Source organism: Nocardia mexicana NBRC 108244, assembly GCF_001613165.1.
In the GTDB taxonomy this organism is placed as follows: Bacteria; Actinomycetota; Actinomycetes; order Mycobacteriales; family Mycobacteriaceae; genus Nocardia; species Nocardia mexicana.
Genome location: NZ_BDBV01000032.1, coordinates 50,555 through 66,368, shown reverse-complemented (window position 1 = coordinate 66,368; position 15,814 = coordinate 50,555). Strand labels below are relative to the sequence as shown.

The window sequence follows — 15,814 nt, the reverse complement described above, 5'->3', positions numbered from 1 at the left end:
CCGGCGAACGCCGGGACCGTCAGATCCCCAATTCCGTTGCGGCCAGGGCGGTTCCGGCGACCCGGGCGCGGATCTTGGCGAAGGCGATCTCCCGTGATGTCGACACGTCGTCGGCGAACGGCGCGAAACCGCAGTCGTCGCAGGTGCCCAGGCGGTCGGCGGGCAGGTAGCGGGCGGCGTTCACTACCCGGTCGCGAACCTCCTCCGGGGTCTCCACCCGCGGATCGATGGGGTCGGTCACGCCCACGAAGATGCGCGCCGCGGCGGGCAGATGCTCGGCGATGACCGCCAGGATCTTGTCCGGCTCCGGCTCGCTCGCGAGCTGCACGTAGAACGCACCGGCCTTCAGCTGCAACAGTTTCGGCAGCAGTGCCGTGTAGTCGACGTCGAGGCTGTGCGTGGAGTCCTGATCCCCGCCGGGGCAGGTGTGCACGCCAATCCGCGCCCGCTCGGCCTCCGAGAAGCGTTCCAGCACCGTGTTGTTCAGCTCGATGAAGCTGTCGAGCACTCCCCCGCTGGGGTCCAGCTTCAGCGACAACCGGCCCTCGGTGAAGTCCAGCTGCACCATGTGCGCGCCCGCGTCGAGACAGCCGCGGATGTCCTTCTCCGCCTCGTCGGCCAGATCCGCCAGGAACTGCTCGCGGCTGTACCCGTCGATACCGTCGGCCGGGTACAGCAGGCTCAGCGCGGACGGCGCGATCACCGCCTGTTTCACCGGCACCTGCGAATGCTGTTGTGCCGCACGGAGGTAGCTCTCCGCGTACACCTGGTACCGGAACGGCCCGGCGGTGAGCCGCGGCAGTTGGCGCTGATGCCCGTCCGCGAACGGGATGACCGCGCCGTCGGGCGCCAGGCCCGGCAGCCCGGCGATCGGGTAGGTGGCGAAGCTCGGCTTGGACTGTTCGCCGTCGGTGACGACCGGCGAGCCGAGGGAGGTCAGTGCCGCGAGGGTGTCCGAGACCGCGCGCTCCTGGATCGCGGCGAGCGCGGCGTCGTCCACCTCGCCCGCCCCGTGTGATGTCATGGCCGCCAGCAGATCAGCGGGCCGCGGAATGCTGCCGATGGGTTCTGTGGGAATGCTCACGCCGCGAGTGTAAGCCGCAGAGTCCTTGTCTCGTCGCTGAATGATCTGCGCCAGTTGAGAATTCATTCGGACATCCGTTGCCGACGGCAATATCTTGTGATCCCGGCCAATGCGTGCCGGAATGACCGGGGTAGTAATTGGTGTGTTGAGTGGCAAACACCGACGGACGCGACTGCGTGCCGTTCAGGCGGGCGTTCAGTGCTTTTCGTGCCACTCGGCGATCTTCGCTATGAGTTCGGTTGCCGCCTCGCCGTGCAGGGCCATGCCGTGCATGATCCGGAACGCATCGTCGTACACCGCGATCTCTGACGGCCGGGTGACCGTCAGCTCGGCGGAGATGGTCTCCACCATCACCCGGACTCGGTCGAATATCGAGAACCCATGAGAACCGACAGGCGCGTTCGCCGATAGCGGGACCACGGCGAGATCAACGCGGGGGTTGTCGGCGTGCTGGATGAGGGTGTGCATCTGTTCGACCATGACGGTCCGAGTTCCCACCGTCTGCCACAGGGCGGCCTCACCGATGACGAACGCGAACCGTCGCGTGCCCGACTGGAGGATACGTTGCCGGGCCATGCGGATCGTGACCGCTTCGTCCAGGTCGTCGCGCCCGCCGGGCACCAACGCCCGGCACTCGGTGAGTATCGCTTTCGCGTACGCCGGAGTCTGGAGGAGGCCGGGAACCACCCAGTTCTCGAACCACCGGATATGCCGGGCTCGGCCTTCGATCTCGAGGGACTGGCGTTGCCGGTGCGCCCGGCCGGACGCGACGACGCGCCGCCATTCCAAATACGCCGATTGGATGTTGCGAAGTGTGGCGACGAGGTCGTCATAGACCAGCATCGACGCCGTGGCGCGGCACCACGCAAGTAGATCGTCCTCGCTGGGCTGTTGCTTACCGAGTTCGATTCGTGAAGTCTTCGCCGGGTGCCAATCGCACGCTGTGGCAAGGGCTTTGCCGGACAGGTGGGCGTCCCTGCGGAGCTCACGCAACCGCGCTCCGAGGGCCGCCCTGGCCTGTCCGACACTCGTATTCACCGGGTGGCGTACTCCGACTCGAGATAGGTGGTGTGGTCGATTCCCTTGCTCCACAAACGATTCCATGCGGCGACACAGAGTTCGGCGATTGCGGGATCGGTGGTCACGGCCAGTCCTACGGTGTCGCCGTCGCCGTCGACGGTATTGAACGCGACCGTGGACTCATCGAACAGCCAATAGTCATCAGCCGGTGGCGTATCGGCCAAGTGGCGAGGTAGCCAGCGAATCTGCTCTCCCGCCGCAGCATTGGGAGCACTGGCGGCCAGCAGCCAACCCGTGTATTCACTGTGCGGCACGGTCACGACTCGCACCCGCGCCACCGTGACCCCGCGTGCGGTCGTCTCGGCGACCAGCGCAGCCCATTGGCGTCCGCCGTCCGTTTCCACGATCTCGCCGGTGTCGCGCCAGCGGGCAAGCGGCTCGTATTCGTCGGGCACGCCGTAGTTGTCCTGCACTTCCACGTGGACGGCGCTGGAAAATGCAGCGCGGAAGTACTCGGCGTAGATGCCTTCTCCGGCAAGTTCGCCGGTTATAGCGCGCATCGGGGTACCTCCACTGCGGTTTCGTCCGGGTCCAAGGTAAGCCGGGCCTTCACATTGCCGGTGACCGGCATCCCGGTGACGAGCACCGTGCCGGGGGTGTCGGTGGTTTCGACAGTGAGGCGCGATCCGGGTTCAGCCCAGTCGAGTAGAGCGTGTGGCACGAGAACGGCTCCGCCATTGCGGGCGGCGATGCCCTGCACGATCAGTGCGTCGATGTCGTCTTCGGCGTACAGGGCAGGGCAGCCGCCGTCTTTCGATCCGGAGCCGAGCAGCCGTAATGGGACGGGTGTGGTGGTCATGAGGGCTCTCCTTGCGGAATCGGAACTGACACCGCAATGCTCCCAGCGAATACCGGCTATTGCAGCGCCTTGTTCTGAAGCTGTTCGCAATCATCCGCAATTTCGATGTGCCGCGTAGTCAGCGGCTTCTAGCGTCACAGATGGCGCTCGGGTGCGGTGGTTGCCACCTGGCCCCGCCCTACGTGAGGGCAGGCGGCCCACCGGGTGTCGCAGTGCAATCCCGGACCCGATCTGCCTTCCACACCAAACGAGAAGAGGCCACGATGACCGCCACACTCAGACTGTCGCAAGGGGTCGTGCACGTAGATTTCGGCCCGCGCCGGAAACATCCCACTCTCGTGTACACGGACCGAGCCGACGCGATCGTGAGATTCGTTGCCGCACTGAAGCAACGGACGCCGCGCTACCGCATCGAAGTCAAATCCGTCGCACCGGGCAACGGGTTTCCATCAGATGCTCCGATATGGCGAGTGTTCGCCTGGGACAACGGATGAGTAATACGACTGCCGGACTGGCCATTGCCATCGGGATACCACTGCTCGTGCTCATCACGGCGATCGTGTGGCCGCAACGAGTACTGAAAGACAAGACAGTACAAGCGATTTCGCGGCGCATCAAAGAAGAGGACGGCGAGACCGGCCGGTAGCCCATTCCGCACGCACGCACGCGGGTGGGTAGTTACGAGGCGGTCTCGCGTCATGATCCTGGAATTTGCGGGAATGACGGGAGACCACACCGCTGGCGAGCCGTGTCGTGGGTATGGGCGAGGCCTACTCGGTAATCGCCGTGCCTCCATCCTGCACCGCCTTGTCCGCTGTCCTCTCGTCTGCCGTTGCCTCGTCCGCCGCATCCGGTGACGGCGTGGCGATCACGTCCATCTGCTCGCCCACGTACCGGAACACCACCGCGCCGACCGCGGCGACGGGGACCGCGAGGAACGCGCCGACGATCCCGTACAGCGAGCCGCCCGCGGTGACGGCGAGCAGCACCACCACCGCGTGCAACTTCATGCTGCGGCTCTGCAGGACCGGCTGCAGCACATTGCCTTCCAGCTGCTGCACCGCGATGATGATGCCGAGCACGATCAGCGCCGTGGTGACGCCGTTGCCTACCAGCGCGACGAGCACCGCCAGCGCCCCCGCCACGAACGCGCCGACCATCGGGATGAAGCCGCCGATGAAGGTGATCACCGCCAGCACCATCGCCAGCGGCACGTGCAGGATGAACAGACCCGCGCCGATGAACACGGCGTCGATCAGGCTCACCAGCGCCTGGGTCCGGATGAAGCCGCCGAGCGTGGCCCAGACCCGGTTCAGCACCTCCTCGAAATGCCGCCCGCTGCGGTTGCCGAACAGGGCGTGCAGCCACGGCAGGAACTTCGGGCCGTCCTTGATGAAGAAGAACGACAGCACCAGCACCAGCAGCATCGTGATGATCGCCGAGGTCGCCGCGCTGACCCCGCTGAACACCCCGGTCGCGATCCGCTCGGAGCTGGACTGCAACCGGGACACGATCGCGTCCACGCCCGAATTCAGTTGCTCGTCACCGATTTTCAGCGGCGGACCCTGCAGCCAGTCGCGCACCTTGTGGATGCCGTCGGTCGACCGGTCGGCCAGCTCCGGCGCCTGATCCACCACCGAGGGCACGATCAACGCCACCACACCGGCGAACAGCGCGAGGAAGCCGAGCACGGTGATCGACGCGGCCGCGGCGGGCGGGAGGCCGTGCTTGGTCAGGAAGCGCGTGGGCGGCCACAGCACCGTGGCGACCACGATCGCCAGCAGCACCGGCAGCACCACTACCCACAATTTGGCCAGGAGAATCTGCAGCACCCAGCCGCCCGCCGCGATCGCGACGATGCACACCGCCCACTTCGCCAGCCAGAGCGTGCCCCGCCCGATCAGCGTCCCTCGATCCGGAGGCGGCGGCGCACCCGTGTCGTTCGCACCGGCAGCAGAATCAGCAAGCCCACTCACGCGGGCAAGTCTGTCATGAATCGCCCGTATGGGATGGGATCACAGACCGTGACTCAGGTCAATTTCGCGGGGAAGGCCGCCATATCGTTCTGGGTGAGCACCGGGAGGTTCGTCAGGTCGCCCGCCGGGATCGCGAGCCGCAGTTCGGGGAAGCGCGCGAACAGGGCGGGGAGGGCGACGGCCGCCTCCAGGCGGGCCAGCGCGGCGCCGGGGCAGACGTGCGGGCCGTATCCGAAGGAGATGTTGCGGCCCGCGGTCGGGCGGGTGGCGTCGAAGTCGTCGGCGTCGGCGCCGTGCACGGCGGTGTCGCGGCCGATCGCGCGGTACGACATCACGACCCCCTCGCCCTTCTCGATCACGGTGTCGCCCACGGCGATGTCCTCGGTGGCGAACCGCATCAGCAGGTGGATCACCGGGCCGTCCCAGCGCAGGGTCTCCTCGATCACCTGCTTCCACTCGATATCGCCGCCGCGGACCCGGTCGAACTGCTCGGGGTGGGTCAGCAGGGCCCGCACCGCGCACAGCAGGAGGCTGACGGTGGTCTCGTGCCCGGCCGCGACCAGCGCCTTCAGGTTCCCCGTCACCTCCTCCTCGGTGAGCGGCTCGCCGCCCTCGTCGGCCTGGATGAGCGCGGTGGTGAGATCGTCGGAGGGGGAACCGTCGCGCAGCCGGGCCGTCTTCTCCCGCACCATGTCGCGGTAGTACACGTCCAGGTCCGCGATCACCCGCAGCCGCTCGTCCTGCGGGGTCAGCACGGAGAAGAACTTCTTGTACGACTCCAGCAGCATCGGGTGGTCGGACCGCGGCACCCCCATCAGCTCGCTGATCACCCGCATCGGCAGCGGATACGCGAAGACCGCCTTCAGATCCACCGTGTCGCCCCCGGCGCCCGCGGCGGCGAGATCGTCGAGCAGTTCCGCGGTGAACCGTTCGATCATGGGCCGCAACGCCTCCAGCCGCCGCGGGGTGAGCGCCTGGGTGGTCTTGATCCGTAATCGCCGATGCTCGGCGCCGTCGACGGTGAACATGGACCGCCCGGCGTCGATCATGCCGATCAGCGGCCACTGCCGGGTCACCGTCCCGGAGGTCCACAGCGACCAGGCATCCAGATCCTTGACCAGCCGCGGGTCGACGAGCAGCCGACGGGCGACCGCATGGTCGGTGATCGTCCAGGCGGGCACCCCGAGCAGTTCGATCCGCGTGATCGGGCCGCTGTCGCGCAGGTGCGCGGTCTCCCCGGCGAGATCGCCGATCATCGGATCGACGACGAATGGGCACTGCGACTTCACCGGATACCTCCGACCGCGCGAACGGGAGTGAATTGAACTGGGAGAGAGGTCATTCCGCGCAGGAACGGCGACGGCCGCCGGACCAGGCTCGCGGCGGGCACGGCCAGGTCGATATCGGGCAGCCGGTCCAGCAGCACCTCGATCCCGGTGCGCGCGATGATCTCCGCGATCTGCTGGGCCGGGAACGGGCAGCGGTACTCGCCGTGGCTGAAGGCGAAATGCGCGCTGTTGCCGGTGTGCGCCGGTTCGGCGGCGTCGCCGAGATGCTGGCGCACGTGCGGATCGGCGTTGGCCGCGGCCAGGCCGAGCAGCAGCAGGTCGCCCGCGCGAATCACCTTGTCCGCCAAGCGGGCATCGCGCGCGGCCCAGCGCCCGGCCAGGATCTGGGTGGGCGTGTCCTCCCACAGCGCCTCGTTCATGGCCTGGCCGACGCTGCGGCGGCCGCCGCCGAACGCCGCCGCGAACCGCTCGTCGGTGAGCATCAGCCGCAGCGAGTTCACCAGCCAGTCGGCGGTGGGGAGATGACCGGCCGCGATGACGGCCTGCAGGTCGAGCGCGTACTCCTCGTCGGTGAACGGCTGCGGATGCCGCAGCATCACCGACACCAGATCCGAGCCCGGCAGCCCCTTGGCCAGCGCGGCCTTCTTGGTCGCCACCATGTGGCGCATCATCTCGTTGAAGCGCTGGAACGCCGCCTGCGCGTCGGCGCCGCCGTCGGCCAGCTTCTTCATGGCCCACGCCAGCTCCGGCGCCTCCTCGTCGGGGAAGCCGAGGATGGTGGCCAGCGCGAGAACCGGTAGCGGCTCGGCGAATTCGGCCATCAGGTCGGCCTCGCCGCGGCCGCAGAAGGCGTCGATCAGCCGATCGGCCAGATCCTCACAGGTGCGCCGCAGCTCGAACGGATCCACCGACTCCAGCGCCGGTTCCACCATGGCCACGTGCCGGCGGTGCTCGGTACCCGCGGTGAAATAGATCGAGGGCATGGGCCGCCCCACCATCGGCAGCAGCGGCCAGTCGTCGGGGATCTTCGGCCACTGGTTCCACAGGGCGACGTTGCGCGGGAACAGTTCCGGATCGCTGGTCACCTGGTGCAGTTCGCGGTAGCCGATGACCAGCCAGGCCGGGAAGCCGCCGGGCAGCTCCACCGCCACCACCGGGCCGTGCTCGCGACGCATCTCGGCGTACAGGTGCTGCGGGTCGGTGTGGAAGCGCGGGCCGCTCAGCGGCACCATCCGGGATTCGGGCGGCACCGGGCAACGAGCGACACCGTCGGGATCGAGGCGGGGCGTGGTCATGACGCGGTCTCCGGGATGCGGGCGGCGGCATTGCGGGCGGCGGTATGGAGATGTTCGACCAGGGTGATCAGCACGCGCTTGCACGAGTTCCGGGAGCGGGCGTCGCAGTCGAGCAGCGGCACCTGCGGATCGAGGTCCAGGGCCTCGCGGATCTCGTCCGGATGAAATATCTGACCGCCGAAGTCGTTGCACGCCACCACGAATCGGGTGCCCTGATGTTCCAGCCGGTCGATGGCGTACCAGCAGTCGGTGATGCGGCGGGGGTCGACCAGCACGATGGCGCCGAGGGCGCCGCCGAACAGGCGGTCCCACAGGAACCAGAACCGCTCCTGGCCCGGCGCGCCGAACAGGTACAGCACATTCTCGGCGTCGAGGGTGATGCGGCCGAAGTCGAAGGCGACCGTGGTGGTCGACTTGCCCGGCGCCCCGATCGGATCGTCCACGCCGACACCGACATTCGTCATCGTCGCCTCGGTGTCGAGGGGACGGATCTCGCTGACCGAGCGGACCATCGTCGTCTTCCCGACGCCGAATCCGCCCACGATGACGATCTTCAGCCCCTGGCTGACGGTGCTGTCCAGCGGCGCGTCGGCCCGGGCCGGTGGCTGATCAAAGCTGACGGAGTCCAACGAGCACCTTCTCCAAAGTGGCGGCGTCTGTTACCGAAACCCATGTGTCACCGGAATGCGCTGTGTCACCGCGGTTCCCGGGCACACCCGTATGCGGATGGCGCACGGTGATCCGGCCCGCGTGCAGCAGGTCGGCCAGCAGCACGGTCGCGATGCCGACCGGCACGCGCAGCTCCGCGGCGATCTCGACCACGGCGGTCGGGGCGCGGCACATATCCAGGATGGCCACCAGCTCCGACTGCATGCCCGGGGTCGGATCGCATTCGCTGACAACGAGAGTGACCAGATCGAACGCGTCCGAATCGGGCTTGGCGCGGCCTCCGGTCAGCGTGTACAGCCGGTCCGGGCTCTCGTCCCGGACCGATCTACTCATGGCTGCACCTCGCTGGCGCTCGGCTCCGCCATTCGTAATGCACGCTGGCCTCTTGATTCACTCGCAAGCTCGCTCATAGCGTTCCCCGACCACGCGGGGCGGCCGCGAGATACTCGCCCAGTTGTTCCACCAGCTCGCGCATGTTGTGCCCGACGAGCCCGGCGTCGGCCTCCTCGGCGGCGATGACGGCGATATGCGCGCCCATCCCGGCCTCGACGATGAACAGGATGCCGCCGTAGAACTCGGTCATGCACTGCCGCACACCGCTACGCCCCGAACCGAATTCGACGGACGCGCCGTGCGAGAGGCTCTGGATGCCCGCGGCGATGGCGGCCAGCTGATCGGCCCGGTCGACCGACAGCTCCTGGGTGTGGCAGATCTTCAGCCCGTCGCTGGACAGCAGCAGGGCGTGCCGGGTCTGCGGGGTGCGGGTCAGCAGTTGCTCGAGCAGCCAGCCCAGCTGCGCCGGCGCGGACGTTGTCATCGATCGTTCTCCACTCCGCCGGCGGGAGCGTTGTCGGTCCCGGCTGGCTCGGTTGTTCGTTGCGCGGCCACGGCGTTCCCGGTCGCGGCTTGCCCGGTCTCGGGCTGCTCGTCGACCGGGTCGCGGCCCGTGACGGCGCGCTGGAAGGCGCCCATCGCCGACGCCGTCGGCGGCGACACTGCCGGTGTGACAGGCGCGGCGGCAGGCGCCGCGCCGTTCGCGGCGGGCACACCCTCGGGATGTACCGCGGCGAGCGTGCTACCGCGGCGGCGTTTCGGCAGTCGCGATTCCATGATCGCGGGTGCGCCGCGGTGCCGCCCCGCCCTGCTGTCCGCTGCCGTGTCGTCGGCTGCCGCAACATCGCGCGAGATCGCAGCCCGGCCGGAGGACTCGTCGCCGTCGCGGCCGAAGAACGCCGCATCGTCGCGGCCGAAGCTCGCCGTGCCGTCCGAATTCGCGACCGGCAGTTCGCGAGTCTCGAAGGCGGGTGTGGTGATCGAGGCGGGCGGGCCTGCCGCCAGCGTCCGATCGGAGGTCCGATCGACCCCGTCCGCGCGGGTGATCAGGTCCCGCGGCACGATCACCACCACGGCCGTGCCGCCGATGGCCGACGGCCGGTAGGACACGGTGAGGCCGTGCTTGCGCGCCAGGTGCCCGACCACCGCGAGCCCGAACCGGGTTCCGGTCAGCGACGAAAGATCCACTCCCCCACGGCTTTCGGCGTCGGCGCCGGAGACGGCCCGCTCGGCGCGGCGCAGCGCCGATTCGCTCATCACCAGGCCGCTGTCCTCGATCGTGATCACCACGCCGGCCGGAACCTCGGCGGCGTAGACGTGCACCTCGGTGGTGGGCGGGGAGAAGTTGCACGCGTTGTCGAGCAGTTCCGCCAGCGCGTGCATCACGCCCTCGGCGGCGTGCCCGGCGACGCCGACACCGGCGACCGCCCGCAGCCGCACCCGCTGATATCCGGCGACGCGGCCCATCGCGCCGCGCAGGATCGATTCCATGGCAATGGGTTTCGCCCACCGGCGGCCGGTCCGGGCGCCGCTGAGCACGGCGATGCTGTCGGCCAGCCGTCCCGCCTGGGCGGTGCGGTGGTCCAGCTGGAGCAGATCGGCGAGCACCCGCGAGTCCGCGTGCCGGTGCTCCATCTCGCGCAGTTCGGCCAGCATGCCGGTGGTCATCGCCTGCATGCGGCCCGCGGCTCCGGCGAACGCGGACAACGCGGCCACCCGCCGCCCCTCGCTCCGCTGCTCCTCGTGCGCGTGCCGCGCGATCGCCTCGTCGGCGGCGGCGATCCGGGCCGCGGCCTCGGCGGCGGATACCGAACTCGCCTCGGTCGCCCGCTCCGCCGCGTCCCGGTGCTGTCCGGCCTGCGTGCGGTAGTAGACGGCCGCGGTGACCGCGGCACACAGCACCACCGCCACGACGGCCAGGCCGCTCGCCAAGGGGATCCGGAATTCCTCGGGCGCGCTGCGCACCGCGGCGGCCGCGGCGCCCGCGGTCACGAGTACGCAGGCCGCCAGCGCCCAGTAGCTGGAGCGGGCACTCCGGCCGGAACCCGCACCGGACGCTGCATCGAACCCCGGATCGGACTCCGCACCAGCCGACTTCACTGTGTCCGCCAACTCCCGCACCTCACGCCCCAACCGACAGGGAGGATTACCAGCATGTCGCCACCGGGCGTCATCAAACACCCAGGTAGACAGACACTTTCGAAACTCGGGCACGAGCTTAACCGCCCGGGTCCGCCGCCGCCACCCGAACAGACCGGTCGCGCCACGCCGGTGCGAAAACTCCCATGTGAAAGCGAAACCCTAACAAGTGCTTGGTATTTGGCGACAATGCCGGATTCATCCGAAACTGCCGGGTGACGCCGGATCGTCCGACCGCTACACTGAAGTTTGCTCGAAAGATGCTGGACGCAATAATGCAGACGCACTACAACGAGACACCCCACAGCACGACGATTACGCGACAACGACCCCGCAACGACGACCTGGTGATGTGGCGGCAAATGGCCGAAATACCCAACACAGTCCATGTGCAGATGCGGTTCCCGCAGGGCGGTGCGGTGCTCAACTATCGCGCCTCCCCCTCGATCGCGGCCCGCGTCGCCACCGAACTCGCTCGCCACGGCATCGACGTGCACATCGATGACAATGTCACCGAGACGCTCGCCGACCTGCCGAACGCCGAGCTGTGGTCCGCAACGCCCCACATTCAGCAGTGAGGCGGGCCTACCGCCCGACCGTCCCGATCAGCTCGTTCGGGATACCGGGCAGGGTGGCCGCGGCCTCGACCGTCCGTGCGACCAGATCGACCCGGGTCACCCTGCGGGTCGTGGAGTCGGAGACGTAGGCGTCGGTGCCGCGCACGAACAACGCCGGGCGCGGCTGCTGCCACCGCGGCGGCTGCTCCCAGGGCTCGATGACCGGAATACGCCCCACGACCACCCCCGCCACCGGATCGATGACGTGAATGCGCCCGTCGGTGCCCAGCACCAGCCCCTCGCCCCGCGGGCCGCGCGCCAGCGAGCGGTAGGTGTAGCCGGTGCCCAGGTCCACCGGCCGCAGGCTGCCGTCCCGGGTGTCGATCAGTGAAACCTGCTGTGGCCGTTCGTTTTCCGCACCCCGCCGGTAGTCGCCGAGCGCGATCGGCGAGAGGTCCGTGCCCACCAGGGTGCCGATACGGCCGTCCGGCGCGGGCCCCGCGACCTTGGTGATGACGCCGTCGCGGTAGATCAGGGCGCCGTTGTCACACCCGAGGACCACGGCCTCACCCCGAACCGTGGATTCGCCGTGCACGCCCGGGCAGTCCTCGTTCCGGGCGATCTCCCTGCGGTCGGCGTCCAGCACGGCGATACCGGTGCGATGGCCCCCGGCGCCGAGCGTGACGACCAGTTCCCCGGTGGACAGCCGGACCGCCACGCCGTGGTGCGGTGCGGCGGCCCGATACACCTCGGTCCGCGGCGCTCCGTCGTCGAGCTCCGCCGGATCGAAGATCGTGACCTCGCCGCTGCCGTCGGCGAACAGCGTGACGCGCCCGGCGTGCGACACCACGTGGCCGGGTTCGGCGGCGGGGAAGGCGATCTCGGCCATCTCGCCGTGCACGGCGTCGAGGACCCGGAAGCCGTCCCGGGTCGACACCATCAGGTGGTGGCCGTCGCCGACCGGAAACAGGCGGTTGAATCCCTCCAGCTTCACCTCGTCGGCCAGCGCGAGAGACCCCCCGTCCAGCAGGTAGATCCCGCCGTCGAAAGTGACCGCGATGGGGTCGCCGATCGCCGCGTGGTCGGACTCGTGATCGGACACCGGACCGTCTGTGCCACAACCGCTCAGGGCGCTCGCCGAGATCAGCAGGCCGGTCAGCGACAGCGCCCGCACGGCGAGGGAGCGAAGCGGAGCGAACACGGCGCGGGCTCAGCCGTTGTCGCCGCGCCGCCCCACCGCGGTGGCGAGGTAGGCGCCCAGTTCGTCGTGCAGCACCCGGTCCAGCGCCCGGGCGAGGCTGCGGTGCACGGCCGTGACGCCGAGGTCACGCAGATGGTTGATCATGGCGGTGGTTTCGGCGATCTCCGCGCCGGTGTCGGGCAGCCAGCCCGGCCCGTGCCGATCGACGATGTGGTTGCGGGCGGCGGCCACCATCTCGTGCGCGATGTCGTCGAGGTGGCCGACCACGGTGGCGTGCAGGTCGGCGACGCCGCGCAGGCCGAAGCCGTAGCCGTGGAGCTCGGCGAACGTCTCCAGCAGCTGGGGTTCGGTGAATTCCACCGTATCCTCGTGCAGGCGAAGCAGATCCAGGTCGGCCAGCCGGTCGAGCAGCGCGGGGTCGTTGGCGTCCGCGCCGAGGAAGGTCTCGACCAGCTCGCGCGGAACCTCGACCGGCGCTTCGGCTTTCCCCCACGTCGCGGTGACCGCGCGCTGCAGCCCGAGGACCTCGGTGAGATCCTTGCCGGTCTCCCAGCTGGTGATGAAGTCGGCGATATGGGCGGTGGTGAACCCGCGCTGCAGCAGCGTATCGATGATCTGCAGCCGCTCCAGGTGCGAATCGTCGTAGATGAGCGCACGGCCGATCCGCCGGGCCGGGGGCGGCAGCAGCCCGCGCTCCTGATAGGCGCGCACATTGCGGCTGGTGGTCCCGGCGGCGCGGGCGAGATCGTCGATACGGTATTCCGTCATCGTCGCCTCGCCCGTCCCTTCGCTGTGCTCATCGGACCGGCTGACTCCCGGCCGTCCACCCGCTACCGACCACGCGCAGTACCCGCGCCCGGAGGTGAACCGATCTCCGGGCGCGGGTACCGCATCGCGGTGAACACTAGTCCAGCCGAGCCTGTCGAAGGGCATCGGCTCGCGACATCGCCGACGGCATCAGCCGACAGCGGCCGCGGTCCGACTGCCCGCCCCCGCCGTGGCAGCGCCCGGCGTCAGGACGAAATCGTCCGGGTCCACCCGGGCCAATTGCCGGGTGTACTGGGTGCCGAAGCCGGGGTACATGGTGGGGTTGAAGCCGTCCTCGGTGAGGTACCAGCTGCGGCATCCGGAGTTCCACGTGGTGGCCGTCAGCCGCCGCTGCAGCCGCCGGTTGTAGCGGTCCTGCCGATCGCGGCGCACCTCGAGCGACCGCAGCCCGCGGTCGACGACCAGCCCGATCGCCTCGGTGAGATAGTCGATCTGCGCCTCCATGTACACCAGCGCCGAATTGTGCCCGGGGCCCGAATTCGGCCCGAAGGTGAGGAACAGATTCGGGTAGCCCGCGACGGTGACGCTCTTGTGTGCGTATGCGCCACCGGCCCAATCGTCGGCGAGCAGCCGGCCGTCGCGCCCCGTCACCGGGATCGGGGTGCCCTGCTTGGACACCTCGAAGCCGGTGGCGAAGACGATGCAGTCGGCGCGATGTTCGATGCCCTCGGCGGTGCGGATCCCCTGCGGGGCGATGCGGGCGATCGGCCACGTCACCAGGGTGCAGTTCTCGCGCTGCAGCGCCGGGTAGTAGTCGTTGCTCAGCAGCAACCGCTTGCAGCCCGCCCGGAAGTCGGGCGTCAGCTGGCGGCGCAGCCACGGATCGCTGACCTGGCTGCGCAGATGCATCGTCGCGACCGATTCGACCACCCGGGTCAGCGGCGAATTCCACACCACCCCGAGCGCCACCGACTCGTGACCCCAGAACCAGGCCTGCCGGGCCAGGCGCTGGGTGAGCGGCACCTGACGGTACAGCTGCCGGGTGACGGCGTTGGTGCGCCGGTTCACGCGCGGCAGCACCCAGCCGGGCGTGCGCTGGTACACCTTCACCGACCCGGCCCGCCGCACCAGTTCGGGAATGATCTGCACCGCGCTCGCACCGGTGCCGACCACGGCCACCTTCTTCCCGGCGAAGTCGTAGTCGTGATCCCAACGGGCACTGTGGATCTTGTGGCCCTCGTAGTCGTCGATGCCGGGGATGTCGGGGAATCCGGCATTGGCCAGCGGACCGGCGGCCAGCACCACGGTGCGCGCCAGCACCTTTCGGCGACGACCGGCGAAGGCGACCTCCCACCATCCGTTCTCCTCGTCGTAGACGAGCCCGGTGACGGTGTGGCCGAAGCGAATCTGCGGGCGGATGCCGAACTCGTCCACCATCGACTCGATGTAGCCGAGGATTTCCGCACTGCCCGAGTAGGTCTGCGACCATTCCGGGTTGGGCGCGAAGCTGTAGGAGTACAGCCGCGACGGAATATCGCACGCCGCACCGGGATAGGTGTTGTCGCGCCAGGTGCCGCCGACCCGATCCCCGCGCTCGAAGATCGCGTAGTTGCCGACCCCCCGCTGCCGCAACCGGATCGCGGCGCCGATACCGGCGAACCCGGCGCCGATGATCGCCACGTCCAGCGGCTTGTTCGCCGTACTCATGCGACCGGCTCGTAGGTCAGTTCCTTCGACCACGTCGGCTGCGGTCCCAGGAAGCGGTCCGGGACGCGCGCGGTCAGCTTGACCATGGCGTCGGCGAACAGGTGGTAGGGGTGGCGGCGGTTGATCACCCAGCCGCTGTGCATCTTCACGATCCGGTACATCGGCACGCGGTTGGCGATCGGCGTGCGCTCGCCGACGGCCTTGAACCGCCGCATCGCGGCGTACAGCTTCTCCTCGTCGACGCCCATCTCGACGATGTTGTCGCGCATCTTGTTCAGCAGCGGCACGTAGCTGAGCACGCCGACGAGGAACGACGGCTTCACCCAGCCGCCGACCAGGTCGATGAACAGCTTGCGGGTCGTGGCGTGCCCGAGCAGCTCCATGACCGCGTAATCGGTGGCCAGATGCCGGGATTCGTCGGCGTTGATCTTCTTGAACACCTCCTGCGCGACCGGATCGGCGATCTCGTCGGTGATGAACTTGATCAGCGCGCCGTCCAGCGCCACCTCGAGCATCGGGATGACGGTGCCCAGGAACGACAGCGACATCTCGTCGGAGTGTTTGTCCAGGAAGTCGATCACCAGCTTGACGTTGATGTTCGGCTCCGGGATCTCGTCACCGTCGAGCATGCCCCAGCGCCGCATCAGGGCCAGTTCGGCGTTGGCGTGGCGCTGCTCCTCGGCGTGGAAGTAGCGGTAGATCTCCTTCAGCGTCTCGGTCGGCGCCTTCTGCGCCATGGCCGCGAAACCGCGGGCGCCGACGTTCTCGATCCACATCAGATCCGCCATGAATGGCTTCAGCTTGGCGTGCAGCTCGGGCTCGATGAGCTCGGCGCCCGGTGCGTCCCAGTCGATATCGGCCAGGGCCCACTGGCGGCCCTTGATCTTGGCCAGCATGCTGTCGAAGTCGAAAGACAT

The 15,814-nt window shown here is 68.7% G+C and carries 17 protein-coding genes; 2 read left to right on the top strand and 15 right to left on the bottom strand.

Annotation, left to right across the window (positions count from 1 at the left end):
- Positions 1-19: 19 nt before the first annotated feature.
- The 4 genes from NM1_RS13300 to NM1_RS13285 all read right to left on the bottom strand — a co-directional run bounded on the left by NM1_RS13300 (position 20) and on the right by NM1_RS13285 (position 2,963).
- A complete protein-coding gene (locus tag NM1_RS13300) occupies positions 20-1,084 on the bottom strand; it encodes a cobalamin-independent methionine synthase II family protein (protein ID WP_068019024.1) in 1,065 nt (354 codons plus the stop codon).
- A gap of 195 nt (positions 1,085-1,279) precedes the next feature.
- Complete coding sequence (locus NM1_RS13295; RefSeq protein WP_068019021.1) at positions 1,280-2,122, bottom strand: helix-turn-helix domain-containing protein; 843 nt, start codon at positions 2,120-2,122, stop codon at positions 1,280-1,282.
- Entirely contained in the window at positions 2,119-2,664 is a 546-nt protein-coding gene (locus NM1_RS13290; protein ID WP_068019018.1) for a DUF6879 family protein, read from the bottom strand. The genes NM1_RS13295 and NM1_RS13290 overlap by 4 nt, the downstream gene beginning before the upstream one ends.
- Positions 2,652-2,963 (bottom strand): hypothetical protein, encoded by a 312-nt coding sequence (locus NM1_RS13285; RefSeq protein ID WP_068019016.1) that lies wholly within the window; start codon positions 2,961-2,963, stop codon positions 2,652-2,654. The genes NM1_RS13290 and NM1_RS13285 overlap by 13 nt, the downstream gene beginning before the upstream one ends.
- Before the next feature lie 490 nt (positions 2,964-3,453).
- Between NM1_RS13285 and NM1_RS42210 the strand changes: the two genes are divergently transcribed.
- Positions 3,454-3,609 carry a hypothetical protein gene (locus NM1_RS42210; RefSeq protein ID WP_157123899.1) on the top strand — a complete coding sequence of 52 codons (156 nt, stop codon included), beginning with the start codon at positions 3,454-3,456 and terminating at the stop codon, positions 3,607-3,609.
- A 124-nt stretch (positions 3,610-3,733) separates the two neighbouring features.
- On the opposite strand, the gene NM1_RS13275 is transcribed toward NM1_RS42210, so the two are convergent.
- The 7 genes from NM1_RS13275 to NM1_RS41035 form a co-directional block, all read right to left on the bottom strand.
- Positions 3,734-4,939 carry an AI-2E family transporter gene (locus NM1_RS13275; RefSeq protein ID WP_068019010.1) on the bottom strand — a complete coding sequence of 402 codons (1,206 nt, stop codon included), beginning with the start codon at positions 4,937-4,939 and terminating at the stop codon, positions 3,734-3,736.
- A gap of 53 nt (positions 4,940-4,992) precedes the next feature.
- On the bottom strand, positions 4,993-6,228 hold the full coding sequence (locus tag NM1_RS13270) for a cytochrome P450 family protein (protein WP_068019007.1): 1,236 nt from the start codon (positions 6,226-6,228) through the stop codon (positions 4,993-4,995).
- The gene (locus tag NM1_RS13265) at positions 6,225-7,523 is read right to left on the bottom strand and encodes a cytochrome P450 family protein (protein ID WP_068019003.1); all 1,299 of its coding nucleotides are present in this window, start codon (positions 7,521-7,523) and stop codon (positions 6,225-6,227) included. Before NM1_RS13265 ends, NM1_RS13270 begins: the two co-directional genes overlap by 4 nt.
- Complete coding sequence (locus tag NM1_RS13260; RefSeq protein WP_068019000.1) at positions 7,520-8,152, bottom strand: GTP-binding protein; 633 nt, start codon at positions 8,150-8,152, stop codon at positions 7,520-7,522. Before NM1_RS13260 ends, NM1_RS13265 begins: the two co-directional genes overlap by 4 nt.
- Positions 8,133-8,525 (bottom strand): DUF742 domain-containing protein, encoded by a 393-nt coding sequence (locus NM1_RS13255; RefSeq protein WP_068018997.1) that lies wholly within the window; start codon positions 8,523-8,525, stop codon positions 8,133-8,135. The genes NM1_RS13260 and NM1_RS13255 overlap by 20 nt, the downstream gene beginning before the upstream one ends.
- Positions 8,526-8,598: 73 nt before the next feature.
- A complete protein-coding gene (locus NM1_RS13250; protein WP_068018994.1) occupies positions 8,599-9,009 on the bottom strand; it encodes a roadblock/LC7 domain-containing protein in 411 nt (136 codons plus the stop codon).
- Positions 9,006-10,637 (bottom strand): sensor histidine kinase, encoded by a 1,632-nt coding sequence (locus NM1_RS41035; protein WP_246011597.1) that lies wholly within the window; start codon positions 10,635-10,637, stop codon positions 9,006-9,008. Before NM1_RS41035 ends, NM1_RS13250 begins: the two co-directional genes overlap by 4 nt.
- A 287-nt stretch (positions 10,638-10,924) precedes the next feature.
- Between NM1_RS41035 and NM1_RS13240 the strand changes: the two genes are divergently transcribed.
- Positions 10,925-11,242 (top strand): hypothetical protein, encoded by a 318-nt coding sequence (locus tag NM1_RS13240; protein WP_147289103.1) that lies wholly within the window; start codon positions 10,925-10,927, stop codon positions 11,240-11,242.
- Between the two features lie 7 nt (positions 11,243-11,249).
- On the opposite strand, the gene aztD is transcribed toward NM1_RS13240, so the two are convergent.
- From aztD to NM1_RS13220, 4 genes are all read right to left on the bottom strand, one after another.
- The gene (aztD, locus tag NM1_RS13235; protein ID WP_084519541.1) at positions 11,250-12,422 is read right to left on the bottom strand and encodes a zinc metallochaperone AztD; all 1,173 of its coding nucleotides are present in this window, start codon (positions 12,420-12,422) and stop codon (positions 11,250-11,252) included.
- Between the two features lie 9 nt (positions 12,423-12,431).
- Positions 12,432-13,190 carry a MerR family transcriptional regulator gene (locus NM1_RS13230; RefSeq protein WP_068018985.1) on the bottom strand — a complete coding sequence of 253 codons (759 nt, stop codon included), beginning with the start codon at positions 13,188-13,190 and terminating at the stop codon, positions 12,432-12,434.
- A 189-nt stretch (positions 13,191-13,379) separates the two neighbouring features.
- Positions 13,380-14,897 carry a flavin-containing monooxygenase gene (locus NM1_RS13225; protein WP_068018982.1) on the bottom strand — a complete coding sequence of 506 codons (1,518 nt, stop codon included), beginning with the start codon at positions 14,895-14,897 and terminating at the stop codon, positions 13,380-13,382.
- Positions 14,894-15,814 carry a ferritin family protein gene (locus tag NM1_RS13220; RefSeq protein ID WP_068018979.1) on the bottom strand — a complete coding sequence of 307 codons (921 nt, stop codon included), beginning with the start codon at positions 15,812-15,814 and terminating at the stop codon, positions 14,894-14,896. The genes NM1_RS13225 and NM1_RS13220 overlap by 4 nt, the downstream gene beginning before the upstream one ends.

What these genes read in the sequence shown, in the direction of transcription:
- NM1_RS13265 (WP_068019003.1), bottom strand. Translation starts at nt 7,523, where the DNA reads ATGACCACGCCCCGCCTCGATCCCGACGGTGTCGCTCGTTGCCCGGTG.
- NM1_RS13285 (WP_068019016.1), bottom strand. Translation starts at nt 2,963, where the DNA reads ATGACCACCACACCCGTCCCATTACGGCTGCTCGGCTCCGGATCGAAA.
- NM1_RS13290 (WP_068019018.1), bottom strand. Translation starts at nt 2,664, where the DNA reads ATGCGCGCTATAACCGGCGAACTTGCCGGAGAAGGCATCTACGCCGAG.
- NM1_RS13250 (WP_068018994.1), bottom strand. Translation starts at nt 9,009, where the DNA reads ATGACAACGTCCGCGCCGGCGCAGCTGGGCTGGCTGCTCGAGCAACTG.
- NM1_RS42210 (WP_157123899.1), top strand. Translation starts at nt 3,454, where the DNA reads ATGAGTAATACGACTGCCGGACTGGCCATTGCCATCGGGATACCACTG.
- NM1_RS13230 (WP_068018985.1), bottom strand. Translation starts at nt 13,190, where the DNA reads ATGACGGAATACCGTATCGACGATCTCGCCCGCGCCGCCGGGACCACC.
- NM1_RS13255 (WP_068018997.1), bottom strand. Translation starts at nt 8,525, where the DNA reads ATGAGTAGATCGGTCCGGGACGAGAGCCCGGACCGGCTGTACACGCTG.
- NM1_RS13220 (WP_068018979.1), bottom strand. Translation starts at nt 15,814, where the DNA reads ATGTCTTTCGACTTCGACAGCATGCTGGCCAAGATCAAGGGCCGCCAG.
- NM1_RS13240 (WP_147289103.1), top strand. Translation starts at nt 10,925, where the DNA reads ATGCTGGACGCAATAATGCAGACGCACTACAACGAGACACCCCACAGC.
- NM1_RS13225 (WP_068018982.1), bottom strand. Translation starts at nt 14,897, where the DNA reads ATGAGTACGGCGAACAAGCCGCTGGACGTGGCGATCATCGGCGCCGGG.